Origin of the sequence: Mycobacterium sp. RTGN5 (genome assembly GCF_033804465.1) — a bacterium.
Taxonomy (GTDB): domain Bacteria; phylum Actinomycetota; class Actinomycetes; order Mycobacteriales; family Mycobacteriaceae; genus Mycobacterium.
On the sequence record NZ_JAPZLA010000001.1, the window covers coordinates 2266836 to 2289543 of the forward strand.

A 22708-nucleotide genomic window follows, 5' to 3' on the forward strand; every position below is an offset into this window, starting at 1 on the left:
GCGACTCTCCCGAATAACTGAGTGTCCATCGGGATAACCTGACTACCTGTACAGCCGTTACGAGTGAAGGACGACGAGCCGGTGTCTGATACCACCAAGACCGACGTGGTGCTGGTTGGCGCAGGAATCATGAGCGCGACGTTGGGGGCGCTGCTGCGACTGGTCCAACCGGACTGGTCGATCACGCTGGTCGAGCGCCTCGACGCGGCCGCCGCGGAGAGTTCCGATCCGTGGAACAACGCCGGCACCGGCCACTCGGCGCTGTGCGAGCTCAACTACACCCCGGAGAAGGCCGACGGCACCATCGACATCGCCAAGGCCATCAACGTCAACGAACAGTTCCAGGTCACCCGCCAGTTCTGGAGCTATGCGCACGAGAACGGCATCCTGCCCGACGTCCGCAGCTTCCTGAACCCCATTCCGCACGTCAGCTTCGTGCAGGGTGCCGAGCACATCGATTACCTGCGCCGCCGCCGCGACACCCTGGTCCGTAACCCGCTGTTCGCCACGATGGAGTTCATTGGCGACCGCGACGAGTTCACCCGCCGCCTCCCGCTGATGGCCAAGGGCCGGGACTTCTCCGAGCCGGTCGCCCTGAACTGGACCGAGGACGGCACCGACGTGGACTTCGGGTCGCTGACGCGTCAGCTGCTCGGCTACGGCACCCAGCGCGGGATGACCACGCTCTTCGGCCACGACGTGCTCGACCTGCACAAGGAGTCCGACGGCAGCTGGACGGTCAAGATCCACAACCGGCGCACCGGGCAGAAGCGCAAGCTGTCCGCCAAGTTCGTGTTCATCGGCGCCGGCGGCGGTGCTCTTTCGCTGCTGCAGAAGGCCGGCATCCCCGAGGCCAAGGGCTACGGCGGCTTCCCGGTCAGCGGCCAGTGGCTGCGCACCGGCAACGCCGAACTGGCCGCCGCGCACCACGCCAAGGTCTACGGCCTGCCGCCGCTGGGTGCCCCGCCGATGTCGGTGCCGCACCTGGACACCCGCGTCATCAACGGGCGCTCGTGGCTGCTGTTCGGCCCGTTCGCCGGCTGGTCGCCGAAGTTCCTCAAGGAAGGCAAGGTCACCGACCTGCCGCTGTCGGTCAAGCCCAACAACCTCGCCTCGATGATCGGCGTCGGGCTCACCGAGATGGGTCTGCTGAAGTACCTCATCAGCCAGCTCGCCCTCAGCGAGGCTGACCGCGTCAACGATCTTCGCCAATTCGCGCCCACTGCACGGGATTCCGACTGGGAGATCGATGTCGCCGGCCAGCGCGTGCAGGTGATCCGCCGCGATGCCAAGAAGCTCGGTGTCCTCGAGTTCGGCACCGCCGTGCTGACCGCCGCCGACGGCTCGATCGCCGGTCTGCTCGGTGCATCCCCGGGTGCCTCCACCGCCGTCCCGGCGATGATCGACGTCCTGCAGCGCTGCTTCCCCGACCGCTACCAGGGCTGGGTGCCCAAGCTCAAGGAGATGGTGCCCTCCCTGGGCGTCAAGCTTTCGGAGAACCCGGAGCTATTCGCCGAGCTGTGGGCGCACGGCACCAAGGTGCTCGGGCTGGAAAGCCGAACCGACGCCGCCCGCGCCGCACTGGCCGCGGGAGCCGACATCGCACCCGTCGCTTCGGGTTCCGGTAACCCGGAACCCGCGGGGGTCGTGTGACGGTCGCCTTGCGCCGATTCTGGGCCAAGGACCTCGACGCGGCCACCCTCTACGAGCTGCTGAAGCTTCGGGTCGAGGTGTTCGTCGTCGAGCAGGCTTGCCCGTATCCGGAGCTCGACGGCCGTGACCTGCTCGCGGAGACCCGCCACTTCTGGCTGGAGCAGCCCGACGGCACGGTGATCGCCACCCTGCGGCTGATGGAGGAGCACGCCGGCGGGGAGAAAACGTTCCGCATCGGCCGGGTCTGCACCCAGCGCGCCGCCCGAGGCCAGGGCCACACCACGCGGCTGCTGCAGGCCGCGATCGCCGAGGTGGGCGACTACCCGTGCCGGATCGACGCCCAGACCTACCTCGCCGACATGTACGCCCAGCACGGCTTCGTCGCCGCCGGAGCCGAATTCGTCGAAGACGGAATCCCGCATGTGCCGATGGTGCGGCGTACCACCGGAGCCGCTTGGCCGGCGACATCGGATACCGCCGCCGAAAATGAACAGCCGTGAGCACAGCCCCGTATCCGTTCAGCGCCATCGTCGGGCACGACCAGCTGCGGCTGGCCCTGGTGTTGTGCGCGGTGCGCCCGGAGATCGGCGGCGTGCTGATCCGCGGCGAGAAGGGCACCGCGAAGTCGACGGCGGTGCGGGCCCTGGCCGCGATCCTGACCGAAGTCGATCCCGACTCGCGGCTGGTGGAGCTGCCGATCGGGGCGACCGAGGACCGGGTGGTCGGCTCACTGGATCTGCAGAAGGTCCTGCGCGACGGCGAGCACGCGTTCTCGCCGGGCTTGTTGGCCCGGGCGCACGGCGGAGTGCTCTACGTCGACGAGGTCAACCTGCTCCATGACCATCTCGTCGACATCATGCTCGACGCCGCCGCGATGGGCCGGGTGCACATCGAGCGCGACGGCATCTCGCACTCGCATGAGGCGCGCTTCGTCCTGATCGGCACCATGAATCCCGAAGAGGGTGAACTGCGTCCGCAGCTGCTGGACCGCTTCGGGCTGACCGTCGATGTGCACGCCTCCCGCGATGTCGCGGTGCGCAGCGAGGTGATCCGCCAGCGGCTGTCCTATGAGGCCGACCCGGCCGGGTTCGCTGCCCGGCACGCTGCACAGGACAGCGATCTGGCCCGCCGGATCGCCGCCGCCCGTGATCGGGTCGCCGATGTGGTGTTGCCCGACGCCGAGCTGACCCGGATCGCGGCGCTGTGCGCGGCTTTCGACGTCGACGGGATGCGCGCCGATCTGGTGGTGGCGCGCACCGCGATGGCGCACGCGGCCTGGCGTGGCGCACAAGCCGTGGCGCAGGAGGACATTCGGGTGGCCGCCGAGCTGGCGTTGCCGCACCGGCGCAGGCGTGACCCGTTCGACGATCCCGGTCTTGACCCCGCGCAGCTCGACGAGGCCCTGGCCGCCACCGAAAGTGGGCCGGAGCCGGAACCCGAACCCGACCCGCCCGGCGGCGGGCAGGCAAGCGACGGATCGTCGCAACCATCTGCGCCGCAAGGCAATTCGTCGTCGCCGCCGCGGCAGTCCGCGCCACCCGCGGCGTCGTTTCGTACCCGGACGCTGACCGTACCCGGAATAGGGGAGGGCACCCCCGGCAGGCGCTCGCGGGCCCGCAACCGATCCGGGGCAGTGGTCACCGCCACCGACGTCCCCGAGCAGGGCCACGGGTTGCATCTGTTCGCCACCGTGCTCAACGCCGCAGGCAACGGCCGGCTGCGCCCACAGCCCGAGGACATCCGCCGGGCAGTGCGGGTGGGTCGCGAAGGCAACCTGGTGATCTTCGTCGTGGACGCCTCCGGGTCGATGGCCGCGCGGGACCGGATGTCCGCGGTCTCCGGGGCGGCGCTGTCGTTGTTGCGTGACGCCTATCAGCGCCGCGACAAGGTCGCCGTCATCACCTTCCGTCAGGACGGTGCCCGGGTCCTGCTGCCGCCGACGACGTCGGCGTATATCGCCTCGCGACGGCTCACCCGATTCGACACCGGTGGCACCACGCCGTTGGCGCAGGGGCTGCTGGCCGCCCGCGACGTTGTGGTTCGTGAGCGGGTGCGCGACCGGACCAGGCGCCCGTTGGTGGTGGTCCTCACCGATGGCCGAGCCACCGGTGGCCCGGATCCGCTGGGGCGCAGCCGTTCTGCGGCTCGCCGGCTGGTAGCCGAGGGTGCTGCCGCGGTGGTGGTGGATTGCGAGACGTCGTACGTCCGGCTGGGCTTGGCCGCCGATCTGGCTGAGCATCTGGAAGCCCCCTTACTGCAGTTGGAGCAGCTGCGCGCAGACTATCTGGCACAGGCGCTGCGCCGCGCGGCCTGAGTGTTGGAAGGGGACCGCCGATGCCGCAGGGCCAGCCCGCTGCCGTGCCCGATGACGGCCTGACCACTCGGGCGCGGCGCAAGACCCCGGTGCTCGCGGTGCACACCGGGCCCGGCAAGGGCAAGTCGACCGCGGCCTTCGGAATGGCGTTGCGGGCGTGGAACGCCGGGATGAGTGTGGCGGTGTTCCAGTTCGTCAAGAGCGCCAAGTGGAAGGTCGGCGAGGAGTCGGCGTTCGCGGCGCTGGGCACGCTGAACACCGAGCAGGGCATCGGCGGCGCGGTGGAGTGGCACAAGATGGGCTCGGGCTGGTCGTGGACTCGCAAGACCGGGTCGGACGACGACCACGCCGCGGCCGCCGCCGAGGGCTGGACCGAAATCGCCGGCCGGCTGGCCGAGCAGCGGCATGACTTCTACGTCCTCGACGAGTTCACCTACCCGCTGAAGTGGGGCTGGATTGCCGTAGATGACGTAGTCGAGGTGCTCCTGGCCCGACCAGGAAACCAACACGTGGTGATCACCGGACGCGACGCTCCGCAGCGGCTGATCGACGCCGCCGACCTGGTGACCGAGATGACGAAGATCAAACACCCGATGGACGCCGGCCGTAAGGGCCAGCGCGGTATCGAGTGGTAAGCATGAGCAACGTCCCCGCCCTCGTGATCGGCGCTCCCGCATCGGGGAGCGGAAAGACCACTGTCGCAACGGGTTTGATCGGAGCACTGCGGTCGGCTGGACATCGGGTCGCGCCGTTCAAGGTCGGCCCCGACTTCATCGACCCCGGTTACCATGCGCTGGCCGCGGGCCGGCCCGGTCGTAACCTCGACCCGGTTCTGGTGCCCGAAGAGCTGATCGGCCCGCTGTACCGGCACGGCACCCGCGACGCCGACATCGCGGTGATCGAAGGTGTGATGGGCCTTTTCGATGGCCGCATCGACGAACACATCGTCACCCCGGCTCGTGGCTCCACCGCGCACGTCGCCGAAATTCTCGGCACCCCCGTGCTGCTGGTGGTCGACGCTCGCGGTCAAAGTCACAGCATCGCCGCTGTGCTACAGGGGTTTTCGACATTCCACCCCGGTGTTCACATCGCCGGAGTGATTCTCAACCGGGTCGGCACCGCCCGCCACGAGCAGGTGCTACGCCAATCCTGCGAGGCCGCCGGGGTTCCGGTGCTCGGCGCGATCCCGCGCCACGACGAATTGTCGGTGCCCTCGCGGCATCTGGGCCTGGTCACCGCCGTCGAGCATGGCGAGCGGGCGCTGGCCGCTGTCGCCGCGATGACCGCGCTCGTCGCCCGCCACGTCGACCTGCCTGCCGTCGTCGCGCTGAGCAGCTCGCGAGTAACGGCCCGTGCCTGGGCCCCCGAAGACGTCGTCGGGCAGCCCACCGACGCGCGCCCGGTGGTGGCCGTGGCCGCGGGCAAGGCGTTCAGCTTCGGCTACGCCGAACACCCCGAGCTGCTGCGCGCCGCGGGCGCCGATGTCGTCGCGTTCGACCCGCTCACGCAAACGCTGCCCGCCAAGACCGCCGCGGTGGTGCTGCCGGGCGGCTTCCCCGAGCAGCACCTGGCCGACCTGTCGGCCAATACCGAACTGCGCACCCAGATCCGCGAGTTGGCCCGGCACGCGCCCGTGCAGGCCGAGTGCGGCGGGCTGGCCTATCTGATGGACGACCTCGACGGACATCCGATGTGCGGTGTCCTGGCCGGCTCGGCCCGGTTTGGCCAGCGGCTGACCCTCGGCTATCGGGACGCCGTAGCGCTGTCCGACTCACCGCTGCATTCGGCGGGGGAGCGGGTCGTCGGCCACGAATTCCACCGCACCACAGCCGAATTCGCCGACTCTGTCGGACCCGCATGGGCATTCCTGGCCAGCGATGGCGAACCCGTGCGCGAAGGGGCGGTGTGCGCCGGGGTGCACGCGTCGTATCTGCACACCCATCCCGCCGCCCAGCCGCGCTCGGTCGCACGGTTTGTCGAACACGCGGCCTCATTCACTAAGCTCGGCCGGTGACCGAGAACGCCTACCTCGTCGGCTTACGCCTGGCCGGCAAGAAGGTCGTCGTGATCGGCGGCGGCACGGTGGCGCAGCGACGCCTGCCGCTGCTCATCGGAAGCGACGCCGCGGTGCATGTGATCGCGCGGGCCGCGACCCCAGCGGTGGAGGTTCTGTCCACTACGACACCCGGGATCACCTTGCAGCTGCGCGAGTACCGCGACGGCGACCTCGACGGCGCCTGGTACGCGATCGCCGCCACCGACGACGCCGAGGTCAATGCCGCCGTCGTCGCCGAGGCCGACCGCAGGCAGATCTTCTGCGTGCGCGCCGACATCGCGCGGGAGGGCTCCGCGGTCACCCCGGCGTCCTTCGACCACGACGGGCTGATGGTGGGTGTGCTGGCCGGCGGGGAACACCGCCGCTCGGCGGCCATCCGGTCGGCTATCCGCGAAGCGTTCCAGCAGGGATTGATCGCGCTGGACAGCCCCGAGACCGGTGACGCCGCGCCTGGCACTGTCGCCCTGGTGGGTGGCGGACCCGGTGATCCCGAGCTGATCACGGTGCGCGGCCGCCGGCTGCTGGCCCGCGCCGACGTCGTCGTCGCCGACCGGCTGGCCCCGCCCGAGCTGCTCGCCGAGCTCGGGCCGCACGTCGAGGTCATCGACGCCGCCAAGATCCCCTACGGGCGGGCGATGGCCCAGGAGGCCATCAACAACATTCTTATAGAACGGGCCAAAGAGGGCCGCTTCGTGGTGCGCCTCAAGGGCGGCGATCCCTTCGTGTTCGCCCGCGGATATGAGGAAGTTCTCGCCTGCACCGAGGCCGGAATACCGGTCACCGTCGTGCCGGGTGTGACAAGTGCCATATCGGTGCCCGCCATGGCCGGAGTTCCGGTCACCCACCGGCACGTCAATCACGAATTTGTCGTGGTCAGCGGCCATTTGGCCCCCGACCATCCGGAATCGTTAGTGAATTGGAATGCGCTGGCGCAATTGTCCGGAACGATAGTTCTGCTGATGGCGGTCGAACGCATCGAATTGTTTGCCGAAGCACTCATTGCGGGCGGTCGACCTGCGGAAACGCCGGTTCTGGTGGTGCAGCACGGCACCACGGCGGCCGAACGCATTGTGCGGACCACGCTGCGCGATGCGCCGGAGCGCATTCGAGGGGACGGTATTAAGCCTCCCGCGATCATCGTGATCGGCTCGGTGGCGGCCTTCGCGGCTTAAACTTCTCTTAAGATTCCTGTAGGGTTGGCCGCTATGACGGCTCTCAACGACGCTGCGCGGGCGACCGCCAACAGTTCAGAGCGCGCTGTTCCCATGCGCCTCGAGCCGACTTCGCTGGATCGCACCAGCAGATACCCCGCCTGGCTGCCGTCGCGGCGTTTTCTTGCCGCGGTGACCGCCATCGGCGGCATGCAGCTGCTGGCGACGATGGACAGCACGGTCGCGATCGTGGCGTTGCCCAAGATCCAGGACGAGCTGAGCCTGTCTGATGCCGGGCGCAGCTGGGTGATCACCGCCTACGTGCTGACATTCGGTGGTCTGATGCTGCTCGGCGGCCGGCTGGGCGACACCATCGGCCGCAAGCGCACCTTTATTGCCGGCGTCGCGCTGTTCACCATCGCCTCCGTGCTGTGCGGTATCGCCTGGGACGAGACGACTTTGGTGATCGCGCGCCTGCTGCAAGGTGTCGGCGCGGCGATCGCCTCACCTACCGGCCTGGCGCTGGTGGCCACGACATTCCCGAAGGGTCCGGCGCGTAATGCCGCGACCGCGGTGTTCGCCGCGATGACGGGCGTCGGCTCGGTGATGGGCTTGGTGGTCGGCGGCGCGCTGGTCGAGGTGTCCTGGCGGTTGGCCTTCCTGGTGAACGTGCCGATCGGCCTGCTCATGCTGTACCTGGCTCACAAAACGCTGCGGGAAACCCACAAAGAGCGGATGAAGCTCGACGCGGCCGGCGCACTGCTGGCGACCGTCGGGTGCACCGCTGCCGTATTCGGCTTCACTCAGGGGCCGGAGAACGGCTGGCTGGCACCGCTGACCATTGCCTCCGGCGTGGTAGCGGTCCTCGCGTTCCTGGCCTTCGCCATCGTCGAGCGCACCGCCGAGAACCCCGTCGTCCCGTTCAGCCTGTTCCGCGACCGCAACCGGGTGGCGACCTTCGCGGCCGTCTTCATGGCCGGCGGCGTGATGTTCACGCTGACGGTGACGATCGGCCTGTACGTGCAGGACATCATGGGCTACAGCGCGCTGAAGGCCGGTATCGGCTTCATCCCGTTCGTCGTCGCCCTCGGTATCGGGCTGGGCCTGTCCTCGGCCCTCGTTTCCCGGTTCCCACCGCGGGTGCTGGTCATCGGCGGCGGCATCCTGGTGCTGGCCGCGATGCTGTACGGCTCGACGCTCAACGGCGGCATCCCGTACTTCCCGAACCTCGTCATCCCGATCACCGTCGGTGGCCTCGGTATCGGCATGATCGTCGTCCCGCTGATGGTGTCGGCGATCGCCGGCGTCGGCTTCGACCAGATCGGCCCCGTCTCGGCGATCGCGCTGATGCTGCAGAACCTCGGCGGCCCCGTGGTGCTGGCCGTCATCCAGGCCGTGATCACCTCGCGCACGTTGTACCTGGGCGGCACCACCGGCCCGGTCAAGAAGATGAACGAGGCGCAGCAGCACGCCCTGGACCAGGGCTATAGCTACGGACTGCTGTGGGTTGCCGCCGTCGCGGTGATCGTGGGCGCGGTCGCGCTGTTCATCGGCTACACGGCGGCGCAGGTCGCGCACGCACAGGAAGTCAAGGACGCGATCGACGCCGGAGAGCTTTGAGCTCGACATCTGGCCGAGCAGAGCTTTAGCTCCCCGCCGCTCCTTTCCGTTTCGGCGCGCCGACCCCCCAATTCGGGACGGTAGGGTTGCTTCCCATGTCTGGCGCGAGCGGTCCGCTACCGGCCGCCAGACCGCTCGCCTCCCGGGTTATGGGCTTGGCGATCGTCGCGATCACCGGCATGCAGTTGATGTCCACGCTGGACGGCACGATCGTGATCGTCGCGCTGCCGCGCATGCAGGCCGAGCTCGGCCTCTCCGATGCCTCCAAAAGCTGGGTGATCACCGCCTACGTGCTGACCTTCGGCGGCCTGCTGCTGCTCGGTGGGCGCGTCGGCGACGCCGTCGGCCACAAGCGGGCGTTCATCTCCGGTGTCGGCGTGTTCACCATCGCCTCGCTGGCCTGCGGGCTGGCCAACGACCAGTGGACGCTGATCGTGGCGCGCGCGGTGCAGGGGATGGGCGCCGCGGTGGCCGCACCGACCGGGCTGGCACTGATCGCCACCACGTACGCCGTCGGCCACGCCCGTAATCAGGCGTTGGCTGTGTCGGCGGCCATGCAGGGCCTCGGCTCGGTGCTGGGGCTCGTGATGGGTGGTGCGCTGACCGGCTTGTCCTGGCGGCTGGCGTTCCTGGTGAACCTGCCGATCGGCATTTTCATCATCGTCGTTGCGCTCACCCGCCTCGAGGAAACCCGGCACGAACGCCTCAAACTCGACGTCACCGGGGCGGTGCTGGCCACACTGGCGTGTACCGCGGCGGTGCTGGTCTTCACCCAGGGCCCGCCCCGCGGCTGGATCGATCCGTGGGTGATCGGTGCCGGCGTGGCGGCGGTGGTGTTCTTGGTCGCGTTCCTGATCGTCGAGCGCGGCGCCGACAACCCGCTTGTGCCGTTCTCGGTGTTCGACAGTCGCAGCCGGGTCGCCTCTTTCGCGGCGTACTTCCTGGCCGGCGGCGTGATGCTGACCCTGAGCGTGATGATCGGCCTGCTCGTTCAGGACGTGCTCGGGTACTCACCCCTGCGGGCGGGGATCTGCTTCATGCCGTTCGCGGCCGCCTTCGTGGTGGGCAACGTCGTGGCCACCAAGCTGGCGCCTCGGATACCGCCGCGGTGGGTGATCATCGGTGGCGGGCTCCTGGTGCTGGTGGCGATGCTCTACGGGTCGACGCTGAACCGCTCGATCCCGTATTTCCCCGATCTCTTCATTCCGATCGTCGTCGGCGGTCTCGGGATCGGCATCGTCTCGGTGATCCTGCCGCTGTGCACGCTGGCCAATGTCGGCCCGCGGGAGATCGGCCCGGTCTCCTCGATCACGCTGATGGTGTTCAACCTCGGCGGGCCGCTGGTGCTGGTCGTCGTCCAAGCCGTGCAGACCTCCCGCACGCTGTATCTGGGCGGCACCACGGGCCCGGTGAAATACATGACGCCCGCCCAGCTCGACGCGCTCGGCTACGGCTACACCTACTCGCTGCTGTGGGTGGCCGGCATCGCGCTGCTTGTCGGGGTGGCCGCCCTCGGGATCGGCTTCTCGACCAAGGACATCGCCAACGCCCAGCACACTCGCGAGGCGGTCGAGGCCGGCGAGCTGTAACCGGCTCACACTGCGGCCTGCGCTGGCGTGAACGTATCCTTACCGAGCCGCTACGGCGCGGTAATTGAGGCAAGCGGAAGGAGGGTGAGGATATGGGTGATGACCGTGGTTGCTGTACCTCACGACGCCTTCAAACGCTGGCCCGCACAGCCGGCGCATCCCGCTGATCGGGCGCAGGCACGCATCTTCTGCGAGCTTCTGCGCGAGGAGCTGGACGAGCTCGAAACACTTGCTGCGCGAGCGCGATCGGCGAGAACCGAGCACAGTGAGGTCCGGCTTCGCCAGGACATGCAACGGTTCAATGTGCGCATCAACGAGCTGCGTGGATTTCTGACGGCGCTGGAAAATCGGTTCAGCCCGTAGGGCTCAGCGGCGCGCCTACGTCAATCCCCGTCGCTTCGCTCGCCCTGAACCATCAATCCCCGTCGCTTCGCTCGCCCCTGAACCAGCCGGTAGCCGCCGTAAACCGCTGCTGCGACAAGGAAATTCACGAAGTACGCCAGATCGGCACCGTGCAGCGCGGTGGCCACAGGGCCGACGATCAGGTTGGTGTGCATGAACGGGACCGCCGCGGCGAACGCCACGAAGAACGCCCCCAGTGCCACCAGGCCGTCGGTGCGCTGCGTCACCTCGGCAGCGGGGTTGACGGTGTCGCGCCCGGCACTGCGGAAGCGCCAATCGATGGCCACGATCGCGACGAACGCCGGGATCCAATAGCTGACGAACAGGAGCACACCCTGGAAGCGGGTGGCCAGGTCGCCGGAGTGCAGCCACATGATGAGCGCGAACGCGATCACCACCACCACGACCGCCGACACCGGCCGTCGAACCCGAACCCCGACGGTCTGCAGCGCCAGCGAGCCGCTGTAGTCGTTCATCGCGTTGGAGGCCACCGAACCCAGTGCGATCACCAGCAGGGCCACCGCGCCCAGCACGCCGCCACCCATGATCTCCCGCACGCCCTGCGCGGTCTGATCGGTGAGCGTGCCGGCGGCCGCCACCCCGATGGCCTGCACGGCGATGTAGGCCACTGCCAGTCCGCCGAAGGTGTAGCCGAACACCGACTTTCGTGAGGTGTTCACCGGCAGGTAGCGGCTGTAGTCGGAGGCGTAGCTGGCCCACGAGATCGCCAGGCTCAGTGCGATGGTCACCTCGAGGACGAACGCCCCGGCCAGATCCGCACCGCTCAGCGTGGGCAGCGAGATCACTTGATGCCCGCTGATCAACTTCCAGGCGAACACCGCGAAGGTCGCGATGAGCACGACCGTCATCACCGCCTGCACGCGGTGGATCACCTCGTAGCCGAAGACGCCGACCACACCCTGCAACGCCAGCACGATGACCACCGCCAGCCAGAACGGCATGCCGAGCAACTCGGCCAGCGCCTCACCGCCGAACAGTCCGACCAGGCCGTCCCAGGCGATCGACGACAACCACTGGATCACCGCCACCACCCCGACGGTGCCGCCGAATGCCATGCGCGCGTTGGGTAATTGCGCGGTCCCGGTGCGCGGACCCCAGGTGGACAGATAGCCGACGACCAGTGAGCCGGCGACCGTGCCGATCACCATCGCCAGCAGGCCGAGCCAGAAACCCAGCCCCAGCACGACGGCCAGCGTGCCGGTGAACACCACCGTCATGTTGACCTGAGGGGCAAACCACACCGTGAAGAGCCGGCGCGCGGATCCATACCGGTTGCCCGGCGGAATCGGTGCGATGCCGTGTGTCTCGACGGCCATGTCGCCGACATGTGTCGGCATCCGGCCGGAGTAGGTTTGGGCCGCCAGAGAAGAGCCAGCAGACCCTGTGGGCGACGATTCGGGTGTCACCCACCCACCCTAGAGTGCCGGTGACTGCACGCCGCCGCCGGAGGAAGATGAGCCGATGGTCACCACGCAGCCCAACAAGCACGAAGCGCCCGAGCCGCCGGAGACGTGGCAGGACCGCTTCCGTGACGCCGTCGCCCCGCGCACCCTGGCGCTGGGGGTCGGTGTGCTGCTGCTGCAATTCGCGTTCATCCTGTCCTACCTCGGCGCGTTTCATTCGCCAACGCCGCATCAGATCCCGGTCGCCGTCGTCGCTCCCGCACAGCTGGCCGGCCAGGTCGTCGGACAGCTCAATGGCCTGGCGGGTGATCCCGTCGCCGCCTCGGCCGCCACCGACGAGGACGCGGCCCGCGCGGCTCTGCGCGCCGGTGACATCTCCGGCGTCTACGTCCTCAACCCGGCCGGCACCGAAGACCGTTTGCTGGTGGCCTCCGGTGGGGGCACCGCCGTCTCCGGCGCGCTGGAGCAGATCTTCACCAACGTGACCGCGGCCCAGCAGCGCACTGTGGCCGTCGACGACGTCGTCCCGCTGTTCTCGGGCGACGCCCGTGGGCTGTCCGGGTTCTACCTCGTCGTCGGCTGGGTGGTCGGCGGGTACCTGTTCGCCTCGATGCTCGGCATCGCGAAAGGCTCACGGCCCGCGACCTTTCCGCGTTCGCTCTGGCGGCTGGGCGCCACGGTGCCCTACGCGCTGGCCTCCGGGTTCGGCGGCGCAGTGGTGGCCGAGCCCGTGCTGCATGCCATGAACGGTCACTTCTGGTCGATCGCCGGGATCGGCACGCTGGTGACGTTGTCGGCGGCGACGGTGACGATCGCGTTGCAGATCCTGTTCGGCGTCATCGGGATCGGGCTGACCGTGGTGATCTTCGTGATCCTCGGCAACCCGTCGGCCGGTGGTGCCTATCAGCCGTCGGTGTTGCCGCCGTTCTGGCGCGCCATCAGCGGCCTGCTGCCCAACGGCGCGGGCACCGACGCCATCCGCCGGATCGTGTACTTCGACGGCCACGGGATCACCCATGCGATCGTCGTGCTGGTCTGCTGGATCGTCGGGGGTGTGGCGGCGAGCTTGATCGGCGCGGCGGTGGTGCACCGCGGGCAGAGCGCGGCGGCGTGACGATGGACGACGACGCCCGGCCGAGCCGCCAGGAGATCTCCGATGCGATCTCCGATCTGGGCTGGCGCCTGGTGCTCGGCGCCATCTATGCCGAAGTCCCGGTGCCGTCCCTGGCGCAGGCCACCCAGGTAGCCGCACTGGCGGTACAGGCCGCCGGTGACGACGGGCAGGACCATCTGAGCGTCGACATCCGCGCGCAGCGCACCGTGCTGCGCCTGCAGTCGGCGACGCAGTGGGCGGTGACGGGCCTGGACATCGGCCTGGCGCACACGATTTCGACGGAGCTGACCTCGCGCGGGCTGCGGCTGGGACCGGGTGTGGTTCAAGCGCTGGAGATCGCCATCGACGCGCTCGACATCGCGGGAGTCCGCCCGTTCTGGCAAGCGGTCACCGGTTACGTCGACGAACCCGGACCCTCCGACCTCAGTGACGGGCTGATCGACCCGTCGGGGCGTGGTCCGGCGATCTGGTTTCAGCAGATGGACGCCCCGCGGCCGCAGCGCAATCGCATTCACCTCGACATCGACGTGCCCCACGACGCGGCCGCTGAACGCATCGCGGCGGCGATCGCCGCGGGCGGGACGCTGCTGTCGGATTCGGCCCCTCCGGCGTTCTGGATACTGGCCGACGCGGAGGGCAACGAGGCCTGCATCTGCACCTGGCAGGGCCGCGACTGAGCGCATCGCTAGGCTTGCCCACTGTGATCACCCGCATGTCCGAGCTGTTCTTGCGCACCTTGCGCGATGATCCAGCCGACGCCGAAGTGCCCAGCCACAAACTCTTGATCCGGGCCGGCTACGTCCGGCCGGTGGCGCCGGGGTTGTACACGTGGCTGCCGCTAGGCCTTCGGGTGCTGCGCAAGGTCGAGAAGATCGTGCGCGAGGAGATGGTCGCGATCAGCGGGCAGGAGATCCTGTTCCCGGCGCTGCTGCCTCGGGCGCCGTATGAGACCACCAACAGGTGGACCGAATACGGCGACGGGGTGTTCCGGCTCAAAGACCGCCGCGACAACGACTACATGCTCGGCCCCACCCACGAAGAGTTCTTCACCCTGACGGTGAAGGGGGAGTACAGCTCCTACAAAGACTTCCCGCTGGTGCTGTTCCAAATTCAGACGAAGTACCGCGACGAGGCCCGCCCGCGAGCCGGCATCCTGCGCGGGCGCGAGTTCATCATGAAGGACTCGTACTCGTTCGACGTCGCCGACGACGGCCTCAAGACCGCGTATCACGCGCACCGCGAGGCGTACCAGAACATGTTCAAGCGCATGGCAATTCGCTATGTGATCGTCTCGGCGGTATCCGGCGCGATGGGCGGATCCGCCTCCGAGGAGTTCCTGGCCGAAAGCGAGGTCGGCGAGGACACGTTCGTGCGCTGCCTGCAGTCCGGGTATGCGGCCAACGTGGAAGCGGTGATCACCGCCATTCCGGAAGCGCTGCCGCTCGAGGGCCTGCCCGAGGCGCAGGTGCACGACACCGGGAACACCCCGACGATCGCCACCCTGGTCGAGTGGGCCAACTCCGCGGGCCTGGGCCGAGAGGTCACGGCCGCCGACACCCTCAAGAATGTGCTGCTCAAGACGCGGGTGCCGGGCGGCGACTGGGAACTGCTGGCCATCGGCGTGCCCGGTGATCGCGAGGTTGACGACAAGCGCCTCGGCGCCGCGCTGGAACCCGCGGAATACGCGATGCTCAGCGATGCCGATTTTGCCAAGCACCCGTTCCTGAAGAAGGGCTATATCGGCCCGAAAGGCTTGTTGGCCAACGGTGTTCGTTATCTGGTTGATCCGCGGGTGGTGGACGGGACGACCTGGATCACCGGCGCCGACGAGACCGGCAAGCACGTCGTCGGCCTGGTGGCCGGCCGGGACTTCGTCGCCGACGGCACCATCGAGGCCGCCGAGGTGCGCGACGGTGACCTGTCGCCCGATGGCGCCGGACCGCTGGTGTCGGCCCGCGGCATCGAGATCGGCCACATCTTCCAGCTGGGCCGCAAGTACACCGATGCGTTCTCCGCCGACGTGCTCGGCGAGGACGGCAAGCCGGTGCGGCTGACCATGGGCTCCTACGGTGTGGGCGTGTCCCGGCTGGTCGCGGTGATCGCCGAACAGCAGCACGACGAGCTGGGGTTGCGCTGGCCGGCGTCGGTGTCGCCGTTCGACGTGCACGTGGTGATCGCCAACAAGGACGCACAAGCCCGTGCCGGGGCCGAGGAGCTGGCCCGCGATCTGGACCGGTTGGGCTTCGAAGTCCTGCTCGACGACCGCACCGCCTCGCCGGGAGTGAAGTTCAAGGACGGCGAGCTGATCGGCGTGCCATGGATCGTCGTGGTCGGGCGGGGCTGGGGCGAGGGTGTCGTGGAGCTGCGCAACCGGTTCGACGGTGACAAGCGCGAGATCGGTGTCGAGACTGCGGCTGCCGAGATCGCCTCGGCGCTAGCTCTCTAGCGATTTCGGCGCGGTTTCGTTCGCCTGGCGGCGGTTTACGCGCCGAAATCCCAGTAGTCGACTACTGCAGACACCGCGGCCGTCAAGGGTCATGATGCCCACAGGCTGAGTCTGGGGGTGCGCGATGAGCGCTGGTCGGTTTGTCGGTCGGGTGGGTGGCCTGGCGGTTCTGTTGGGTGTCGGCATATCGCTGGGACAGGGGATCGCTGCGGCCGATGACACGTCGTCCGCGGCGTCGTCATCGAGTTCGTCGCAATCGGCGCATCACGCTCCCCGCGGGACGAAGGCGGTCGCGCCGGCGGCGCGTCCCAAGCCCAAGGCCGACACGACGGCACGTCGCGCGCAGCCAACCCGGGTTCGGGTAACGCCTGCCGCTGCGAGCGCAGCAAGCGCTCCCACCGCGGCAGCGGCCGCTCCCGCCGTGCGCGTCACGCTGCGATCGATGGCGACCGACGTGCTGGGCTGGACCGGCTTTGGTGCGCTGACGCCCTACGTACCGCTGCCCAATCTGCCGATGCCCGCGCCGATCGACGCCCTCTGGCTGGGCGTGCGCGATGTCGCCCGCAGGCTCGGCCATCCGGTCCAAGTCGCGGGGAGTGTCGGCATCGGCGGCGTGCCGGCGAACACCGTCGTTACGGCCGACGGAACCCGCGCGGTCGTCGTCACCCAAACCGACAATTGGGACTCGGGCGTGCACACCGCCCGGGTGGCGGTGCTGAATCCCGCCACCGGCGCCCAGGTTGGTAAAACCATCGTCCTCACCGGTGCGTCGACGAACCCGCCGGTGGTGAGTGCCGATGGAACCCGCGCGGTCATCACCACCGTCGATTACAACAGCACCGACGCCACCCGCGTCACCGTCATCGATCTGGCCGACGGCACCCAGGTCGGCACCACGGTCGCCCTCTATGGCCGGCCGATCTCCACGCCGGTGCTCAGCGCCGACGGCAGCCGCGCCCTGGTCACCTCGAGCGACGGCAATACGAACGGCAACGCGTGGCTGTCGGTGATCGACACGGCCACAGGCGCTCACATGGGTGCATCGCTGCACTTTTCCAGCGCACCTGTGGCGCTGAGTGCGGATGGCAAGCGCGCCGTGATCGCCACTTCTGACGTCGATGACGCGACCACCACCGTGACGACCCACTTGGCGGTATTCGACACGGATACGGGTGACCAACTGGGTACGACGATCACTCTCAGCAGGAGTGGCGACCAGTGGTCCGCTGGGACACAGGTGGTACGCACCGACGACACCCACGTCTTGGCCGTCGCGTACGGTCCCACCGCCACACAGGTGGCAGTGCTCGACACCGCGACTGGCGCACAGGTCGGCACGACCGTCACCCTCACCGATCCGAACGGGGTGAACAGCCCAACGATCACGGTCGATCACGGCAACGCCGTGATCGCGATGTCCTCTACCGACCCGGTCACCAGCCACATGTCGACATCGGTGGTGGTGATCGACACCGCCTCGGGTGCCCTGGCCGGTGCCACACCCGTGCAGCTGCCCGGTCGCTTTTCCGCAATTCTGTTCAGCGCCACCGGCGCGCAGGCCCTGCTGATCACCGATGAGTTCAACACCCTCATTCCGGGCGACGAGCCCAGCCACGCGTCCGTCATCGACACCGCAACCGGCGCTCAGATTGGCTCCACGATCGACCTGGATGGCCAGCCCTGGAACGCATCTGGCGCGGCGTTGGCTCCGGTGCTGAGCGCCGACGGAACGCACGCCCTGGTCACCGTCGGCGACAGTGGCGGAACCACCCACCTGGTGGTCGTCGACACCACCTCCGGCGAGCAGGCCGGCGTCGTCGTCAGCCTGCCCGGCAGGCCAGCCGCGTCGGTGCCCATCACCGTCGATGGCAGCCGTGCGGTGGTCACCACCATCGACGGCGACGACATCTACGGCTACACCACCCACGTATCGGTGGTTGACACCGCCACCGGCGACCAGATCGGCACCACAGTCTCTGTCCGTGGAGATGGCTCCGGCCCTGCGCTGCTAGCCGCGGACGGTTCCCGCGCCGTGATCCTCACCTCCGTTTACAGCTATGCCACCGGCCTTTCCTCAACCCGGCTGGCGGTCATCGACACCACCACCGGCAAGCAGGTCGGCGGGACCCGCACCCTCGGCGGCTATGCGACGCTGGCACAGGTATTGGGCACCGACCGCACGCATGCCCTCGTCGCGACCAGCGCCTGGAACCCGGTCACGTCCACGGCATCGGCCCACGTGCTGTTGATCGACACGGTGACTGGCCACAAGCTCGGGGGGTTGACGCTCGCCGGTGATCCGTGGCAACCGTGGGTCAGCGCCGACGGAACTCGCGCGCTATTCGCCAATCAAGTCTCGTACCTGTGGCACCTCGGCGCTGACACCACCGGGGTAACGGTCCTTCAGATCGCCTAGCGCACAAGGCTTCTCGAGTGCGCGCTACTCGTTACCGCCCGGGAACGCGACCGTCACCGGCTTGATCCCCTGTACCTGCTTCCAGCGTGCTGCGGCGACCGCCGTCTCGGTCAGTGCGGTGACGGCGAACGCGCGGGCCTGCTCGGAGCTCGCCCGCTCGATCGCGGCGCGCCAGGCCGCCGCGCAGTCCTCCTCCATCCGCACCGCGAGGTTGGCCGCGTCGTTGGGGTTGTTCACCGGCATCGGGAGCTGATAGCCCGCCGCCGGCACCGGTGCCTTGGCCGAACCGCCGGTCAGCATCGCGATCGCCGCCTCACGCCGCTCGCGATGCTCGGCCAGTGCCGCCGACACCAGGTCGTTCTCGTCGGGCGAGCTGTGCGCCGACACGATGCCGTAGCCGTAGATCGTGGCGTGCTCGGCGGCCACGGCGTCGAAGAGGGCCGCCGCGGCGGTATCCGCGGGACGGTCGGGATTCTGCGTGGTCGACGGTGTCGGCTGCGGTGAGGTCATTGCCCAGCCTTCCCTGAGGGCAGCGCCACGCTGTAGGCGGTGACGCAGGATGCCGCGATCGAGCCGAGCAGCCCCGCCCGGTATCCGGTCAGGGTGGGCGCCAGTTTGGTGGCACTGTCGGCCGAGCTGCGCAGGGCGGCGACCACGTCGGCCACCGTCGGTGGTGGCGCCGCGACAGCCGACGTGGTGGTCGGCGACGTGGTGCTCGTCGCGACGGTGGTTTTGCCGGCCAGCCGGGCGACCTCGTCAGCCAGCGCGGTCGCGTGCCGCCCACGTTCGGCGGCCACCTCGGTCAATGCCGGCGCCAGGGCGGGCGGTGCGGCCTTGGCCGCGGCTGCGGCCAGTTCGCTGTCGTGACGGGCCAGCTCGGCCTGTTGCTCCAGCGGATCAGGTTCGGGCGGCGGATTCGTCCCGCAGGCGGTAGCGGCCGCGCCGAGCAGCGCGAACATCGCCAGCCCGCGGGCACCACCGACGAGAACCCGTCGCCGGGGGATGCCCGCGAAAGGGCTGGGATCTGGGCTCAGCACGCCAACATCCTGCCATTGTGGCGGCCTGTGCTGGCGTATCGTTGATGACTGGCTCTCCGCGATCCCTTTTGTGGGGAGCCCTGCATCCGACGCAGATCAGAACAACTCAAGATGAGGAGCTCGCCGTGGCTGGCCGTTCTACGGGGCTACCAACCCAGAAGCAGGTGATCGAGCTACTCGATGGTGAGTTCGTGCGCGCCGGATACGAAATCGAAGACGTTGTGATCGACGATCGCCCCCAACCGCCGCACATCACCGTGATCGCCGACGGCGACAAACCACTGGACCTGGAGACCGTCGCCGAGCTGGCCCGCTCCGCGTCGGCCCTGCTGGACGCCTTGGACAGCGACGCGGCCTACGTGCTGGAAGTCACCTCACCCGGGGTCGAGCGGCCCCTGACCGCCGAGAAGCATTTCCGCCGCGCACACGGCCGCAAAGTCGACGCCGAACTCGTCGACGGGACCACCGTCACCGGCCGGCTGGGTGCAGTGTCCGACGGTGCCGTCGATCTGGTGGTGCGTGCTCGCGGTGACTGGGCGGTCCGCCGGATCTCACTCGCTGAAATCGTCAAAGCTGTTGTCCAGGTTGAATTTTCACCACCAAAAGCGCGCGAGCTGGAGCTGGCTGGGGCAGCGGGAACGGAGGCCGGAGCATGAACATCGACATGACCGCCCTGCACGCGATCGAGATCGATCGCGGCATCTCTGTCGACGAGTTGCTCGACACCATCAAGTCGGCCCTGTTGACCGCCTATCGGCACACCGAGGGCCATCAGCCCGACGCTCACATCGAGATCGACCGCAAGAGCGGCGTCGTTCAGGTGATGGCCCGCGAGACCGACGTCGACGGCAATCTGATCAGCGAATGGGACGACACCCCAGAGGGATTCGGCCGCGTTGCGGCCACGACAGCCCGCCAGGTCATGCTGCAGCGCTTCCGTGACGCCGAGAACGAGCGCAGCTACGGCGAGTTCTCCGCGCGGGAGGGTGACATCGTCGCGGGCGTCATCTCGCGGGATGCCCGCGCCAACGCCCGCGGGCTGATCGTCGTGCGGTTGGGCAGTGAGACCAAGGGCGCCGAAGGCGTGATCCCGTCGGCCGAACAGGTGCCCGGTGAGAGCTACGAGCACGGTGATCGGCTGCGCTGCTATGTCGTCGGGGTCAGCCGAGGCGCGCGCGAGCCATTGATCACGTTGTCGCGCACGCACCCCAATCTCGTCCGCAAGCTGTTCTCCCTGGAGGTGCCCGAGATCGCCGACGGGTCGGTGGAGATCGTCGCCGTCGCCCGTGAGGCGGGGCACCGGTCCAAGATCGCCGTGCAGTCGCGGGTGCCCGGCCTCAACGCCAAGGGTGCGTGCATCGGCCCGATGGGCCAGCGGGTGCGCAACGTGATGAGCGAGCTGTCCGGCGAGAAGATCGACATCATCGACTTCGACGACGACCCGTCCCGCTTCGTCGCCAACGCACTTTCGCCGGCCAAGGTGGTGTCGGTCTCGGTCATCGATGAGGGCACGCGCGCCGCGCGGGTGGTCGTGCCCGATTTCCAGCTGTCGTTGGCGATCGGCAAGGAAGGGCAAAACGCCCGGCTGGCCGCTCGGCTGACCGGCTGGCGCATCGACATTCGCAGCGATGCGGCGCCGCCGGACGGCGCTGAGCCCGAGGCGTAGAACGGCCGCGATGATGTCGGAATGGCTTATTTGCGGGCGATTCCAGCAAATTTCATCTGCGCGGTGCTAATAATCATGAAATGCGTAAATTTCGCCCGGAGGTAGTGGGAGCGAACTTTATGGCACTGCTTCACCGGCTAGCGTGATGCGCGCCAAGTCGTCGTGACGCGCCACCTCTGTTCAGCGAAACATACTGGCACAGAGCGGTCAGGATCGAGACGAGTCACGCCGGACCGTTGTCGGTTCCCCGGCAACGGGGTATTCGCTTCCTGCATTTGAATACAATCGGCACTGTAGTGTCGTGCCAATGGGGGGTATGTCTTGACGATTGTTATCCGCTCGGCGGCAAACACTTTCGCGCATAGAACGGGCGTCGGTGGTTTCGTCTAATTTCGGCGACGATATTTCCCTTTCTGTCGATGTCTTGATTATCGGAGCCGGCCCCACGGGTCTCACGGCGGCCGATTCCCTTGTCACGTCCGGCGCGTCGGTTGCCATCGTGGAACACACGGCGCGGGTGGGCGGGCTGGCGCGCTCGGCGAGCGTGGCCGGCAACGACATTGATCTCGGCGGCCACCGCCTGCTGTCTGCGACGCCGAATCAGCGCCGGGCGTGGCTGGATTTCGCGCGTCGGCTCGGGGGCATCCCGATGTCGGATATCGGCAGGCGCAGCGGCATCCTCCGCGACGGTTACGTCGTCGCCTATCCCTTCGACACGCGGCAGTTCCGTGACTCGGTTCCCTGGGCGGTTCGTGCTCGCGGAGCCGCGTCGCTGGCCGCCTGGAAACTGCGGGCGCCCACGGGTCGTGAGGATCACAACCTCGACGAGTGGGTGAAGAACCGGTATGGGCCGTTCCTGGCCGAGACGTTCATGGCGCCCCATGCGCGGAAAGTCTTCGGAATCGACCCCAGAAACATCCCGGCCGGGTGGGCAGCGCAGCGGATCCTGTCGCCCCGGTTCGGTTCGGTGCTGGCTACCGCGATACCCAAGCCGGGTCGCTCGGGGCAGCCGGCTGACGTGGTGGACCGCTTCTTCTATCCGCAGGGCGGGGTAGGAGTTCTGTGGTCGGGGCTGGCCGAATTCCTTGGCGATCAAGTGAATTGGCTCTTCGACTCGCGGGTGACGTCGATAGCCCGGCCGGCTGGTGGCCGCTTCTCGGTCACCGTGTCCGGGCCCGGCGGAGACGTCGCCGTGTCGTGCAACAGGATCATCTCCACCGGCCGTCCTGAGGATCTCGCCACCAGCCTGGGGCTCGACGAACTCGGCGTTGGCATTGCGCAGAAATCGGGGCGGCGAGATCTCGTCGTCGCCGTGGTGCGCGTCCGTGACTACCCGGCCAGCTGGCACGGCTATCAGTGGCTGTACACCCACGACATCGGCATCCGGGCGCACCGGTTCAACAACTACGGCGAGTGGCAGAGCCTGAATTGCCCGGCCGGTCTGATCGGGCTGGAGTACACCGTGCCGACCGGCGAATCGTTCGATGTCCGCGTGACGGCGTTGGAGGACATGTCGATCCTGCTGCCTGGCGGCGCGGTCGACTACCTCGGATCCGAAGTGGCGACCGACGCCTACGCGAATTTCGACGCCACGGCAGACCAGCTCGGTCTGCTCGACGAGGCGCTGCGCGGATTCGGCGACGGAATCGTCAGCACCGGCCGGCAGGGAGCCGGGATCTACATCAACCTGGATCAGGCAATGCGGCTGGGTGTGCGGGTCGCTGCGATGTCAGCCCAGGATTCCGGTGTCGTCGGACGTGACGAATACTCGCCGTATCAGGAGAAAGTGGGCTGACCACGGGGTCGGCCGGCCTCGGGAC

Annotated in this window: 19 protein-coding genes; 16 read left to right on the forward strand and 3 right to left on the reverse strand. The window is 68.3% G+C overall.

Annotated features, from left to right (window positions below):
* Positions 1-81 precede the first annotated feature (81 nt).
* From mqo to SLQ31_RS11100, 9 genes are all read left to right on the forward strand, one after another.
* Positions 82-1653 carry a malate dehydrogenase (quinone) gene (gene mqo / locus SLQ31_RS11060; RefSeq protein ID WP_319433040.1) on the forward strand — a complete coding sequence of 524 codons (1572 nt, stop codon included), beginning with the start codon at positions 82-84 and terminating at the stop codon, positions 1651-1653.
* Entirely contained in the window at positions 1650-2153 is a 504-nt protein-coding gene (locus tag SLQ31_RS11065; RefSeq protein WP_319432230.1) for a GNAT family N-acetyltransferase, read from the forward strand. The genes mqo and SLQ31_RS11065 overlap by 4 nt, the downstream gene beginning before the upstream one ends.
* Positions 2150-3967 carry a magnesium chelatase subunit D family protein gene (locus SLQ31_RS11070; protein ID WP_319432231.1) on the forward strand — a complete coding sequence of 606 codons (1818 nt, stop codon included), beginning with the start codon at positions 2150-2152 and terminating at the stop codon, positions 3965-3967. Before SLQ31_RS11065 ends, SLQ31_RS11070 begins: the two co-directional genes overlap by 4 nt.
* A gap of 20 nt (positions 3968-3987) precedes the next feature.
* Positions 3988-4602: a cob(I)yrinic acid a,c-diamide adenosyltransferase gene (gene cobO / locus SLQ31_RS11075; RefSeq protein ID WP_319432232.1), complete on the forward strand. Its 615-nt coding sequence runs from the start codon at positions 3988-3990 to the stop codon at positions 4600-4602.
* Positions 4603-4604: 2 nt separating this feature from the next.
* Positions 4605-5981: a cobyrinate a,c-diamide synthase gene (locus SLQ31_RS11080; RefSeq protein WP_319432233.1), complete on the forward strand. Its 1377-nt coding sequence runs from the start codon at positions 4605-4607 to the stop codon at positions 5979-5981.
* Positions 5978-7195, forward strand: a complete 1218-nt coding sequence (gene cobA, locus SLQ31_RS11085) for a uroporphyrinogen-III C-methyltransferase (protein WP_319432235.1) — start codon at positions 5978-5980, stop codon at positions 7193-7195. Before SLQ31_RS11080 ends, cobA begins: the two co-directional genes overlap by 4 nt.
* Positions 7196-7228: 33 nt before the next feature.
* Positions 7229-8794: an MFS transporter gene (locus tag SLQ31_RS11090; RefSeq protein ID WP_319432237.1), complete on the forward strand. Its 1566-nt coding sequence runs from the start codon at positions 7229-7231 to the stop codon at positions 8792-8794.
* Positions 8795-8889: 95 nt separating this feature from the next.
* Positions 8890-10383, forward strand: a complete 1494-nt coding sequence (locus tag SLQ31_RS11095) for an MFS transporter (protein WP_319432239.1) — start codon at positions 8890-8892, stop codon at positions 10381-10383.
* 99 nt (positions 10384-10482) lie between these two features.
* Positions 10483-10746 (forward strand): hypothetical protein, encoded by a 264-nt coding sequence (locus SLQ31_RS11100; protein WP_319432241.1) that lies wholly within the window; start codon positions 10483-10485, stop codon positions 10744-10746.
* 20 nt (positions 10747-10766) lie between these two features.
* On the opposite strand, the gene SLQ31_RS11105 is transcribed toward SLQ31_RS11100, so the two are convergent.
* Positions 10767-12143, reverse strand: a complete 1377-nt coding sequence (locus tag SLQ31_RS11105; RefSeq protein WP_319432243.1) for a purine-cytosine permease family protein — start codon at positions 12141-12143, stop codon at positions 10767-10769.
* A 124-nt stretch (positions 12144-12267) separates the two neighbouring features.
* Here SLQ31_RS11105 and SLQ31_RS11110 point away from each other — a divergent pair, with 124 nt between their 5' ends.
* The 4 genes from SLQ31_RS11110 to SLQ31_RS11125 all read left to right on the forward strand — a co-directional run bounded on the left by SLQ31_RS11110 (position 12268) and on the right by SLQ31_RS11125 (position 18185).
* The gene (locus SLQ31_RS11110; protein WP_319432245.1) at positions 12268-13323 is read left to right on the forward strand and encodes an ABC transporter permease; all 1056 of its coding nucleotides are present in this window, start codon (positions 12268-12270) and stop codon (positions 13321-13323) included.
* Between the two features lie 2 nt (positions 13324-13325).
* Positions 13326-14000, forward strand: a complete 675-nt coding sequence (locus tag SLQ31_RS11115; RefSeq protein WP_319433042.1) for a VOC family protein — start codon at positions 13326-13328, stop codon at positions 13998-14000.
* Between the two features lie 23 nt (positions 14001-14023).
* Positions 14024-15769 (forward strand): proline--tRNA ligase, encoded by a 1746-nt coding sequence (locus SLQ31_RS11120; protein ID WP_319432247.1) that lies wholly within the window; start codon positions 14024-14026, stop codon positions 15767-15769.
* A 124-nt stretch (positions 15770-15893) separates the two neighbouring features.
* Positions 15894-18185: a hypothetical protein gene (locus tag SLQ31_RS11125; protein ID WP_319432249.1), complete on the forward strand. Its 2292-nt coding sequence runs from the start codon at positions 15894-15896 to the stop codon at positions 18183-18185.
* 24 nt (positions 18186-18209) lie between these two features.
* Here the strand turns inward: SLQ31_RS11125 and SLQ31_RS11130 are convergent, their stop codons facing one another.
* Both SLQ31_RS11130 and SLQ31_RS11135 read right to left on the reverse strand, forming a co-directional pair.
* Positions 18210-18695: a ferritin-like domain-containing protein gene (locus SLQ31_RS11130; RefSeq protein WP_319432250.1), complete on the reverse strand. Its 486-nt coding sequence runs from the start codon at positions 18693-18695 to the stop codon at positions 18210-18212.
* Complete coding sequence (locus SLQ31_RS11135; RefSeq protein WP_319432251.1) at positions 18692-19222, reverse strand: hypothetical protein; 531 nt, start codon at positions 19220-19222, stop codon at positions 18692-18694. Before SLQ31_RS11135 ends, SLQ31_RS11130 begins: the two co-directional genes overlap by 4 nt.
* A gap of 125 nt (positions 19223-19347) precedes the next feature.
* Between SLQ31_RS11135 and rimP the strand changes: the two genes are divergently transcribed.
* From rimP to SLQ31_RS11150, 3 genes are all read left to right on the forward strand, one after another.
* Positions 19348-19878 (forward strand): ribosome maturation factor RimP, encoded by a 531-nt coding sequence (gene rimP / locus SLQ31_RS11140; RefSeq protein ID WP_319432253.1) that lies wholly within the window; start codon positions 19348-19350, stop codon positions 19876-19878.
* Positions 19875-20888, forward strand: a complete 1014-nt coding sequence (gene nusA / locus SLQ31_RS11145; RefSeq protein ID WP_319432255.1) for a transcription termination factor NusA — start codon at positions 19875-19877, stop codon at positions 20886-20888. Before rimP ends, nusA begins: the two co-directional genes overlap by 4 nt.
* 376 nt (positions 20889-21264) lie before the next feature.
* Positions 21265-22683 (forward strand): FAD-dependent oxidoreductase, encoded by a 1419-nt coding sequence (locus SLQ31_RS11150; RefSeq protein WP_319432257.1) that lies wholly within the window; start codon positions 21265-21267, stop codon positions 22681-22683.
* Positions 22684-22708: the final 25 nt, after the last annotated feature.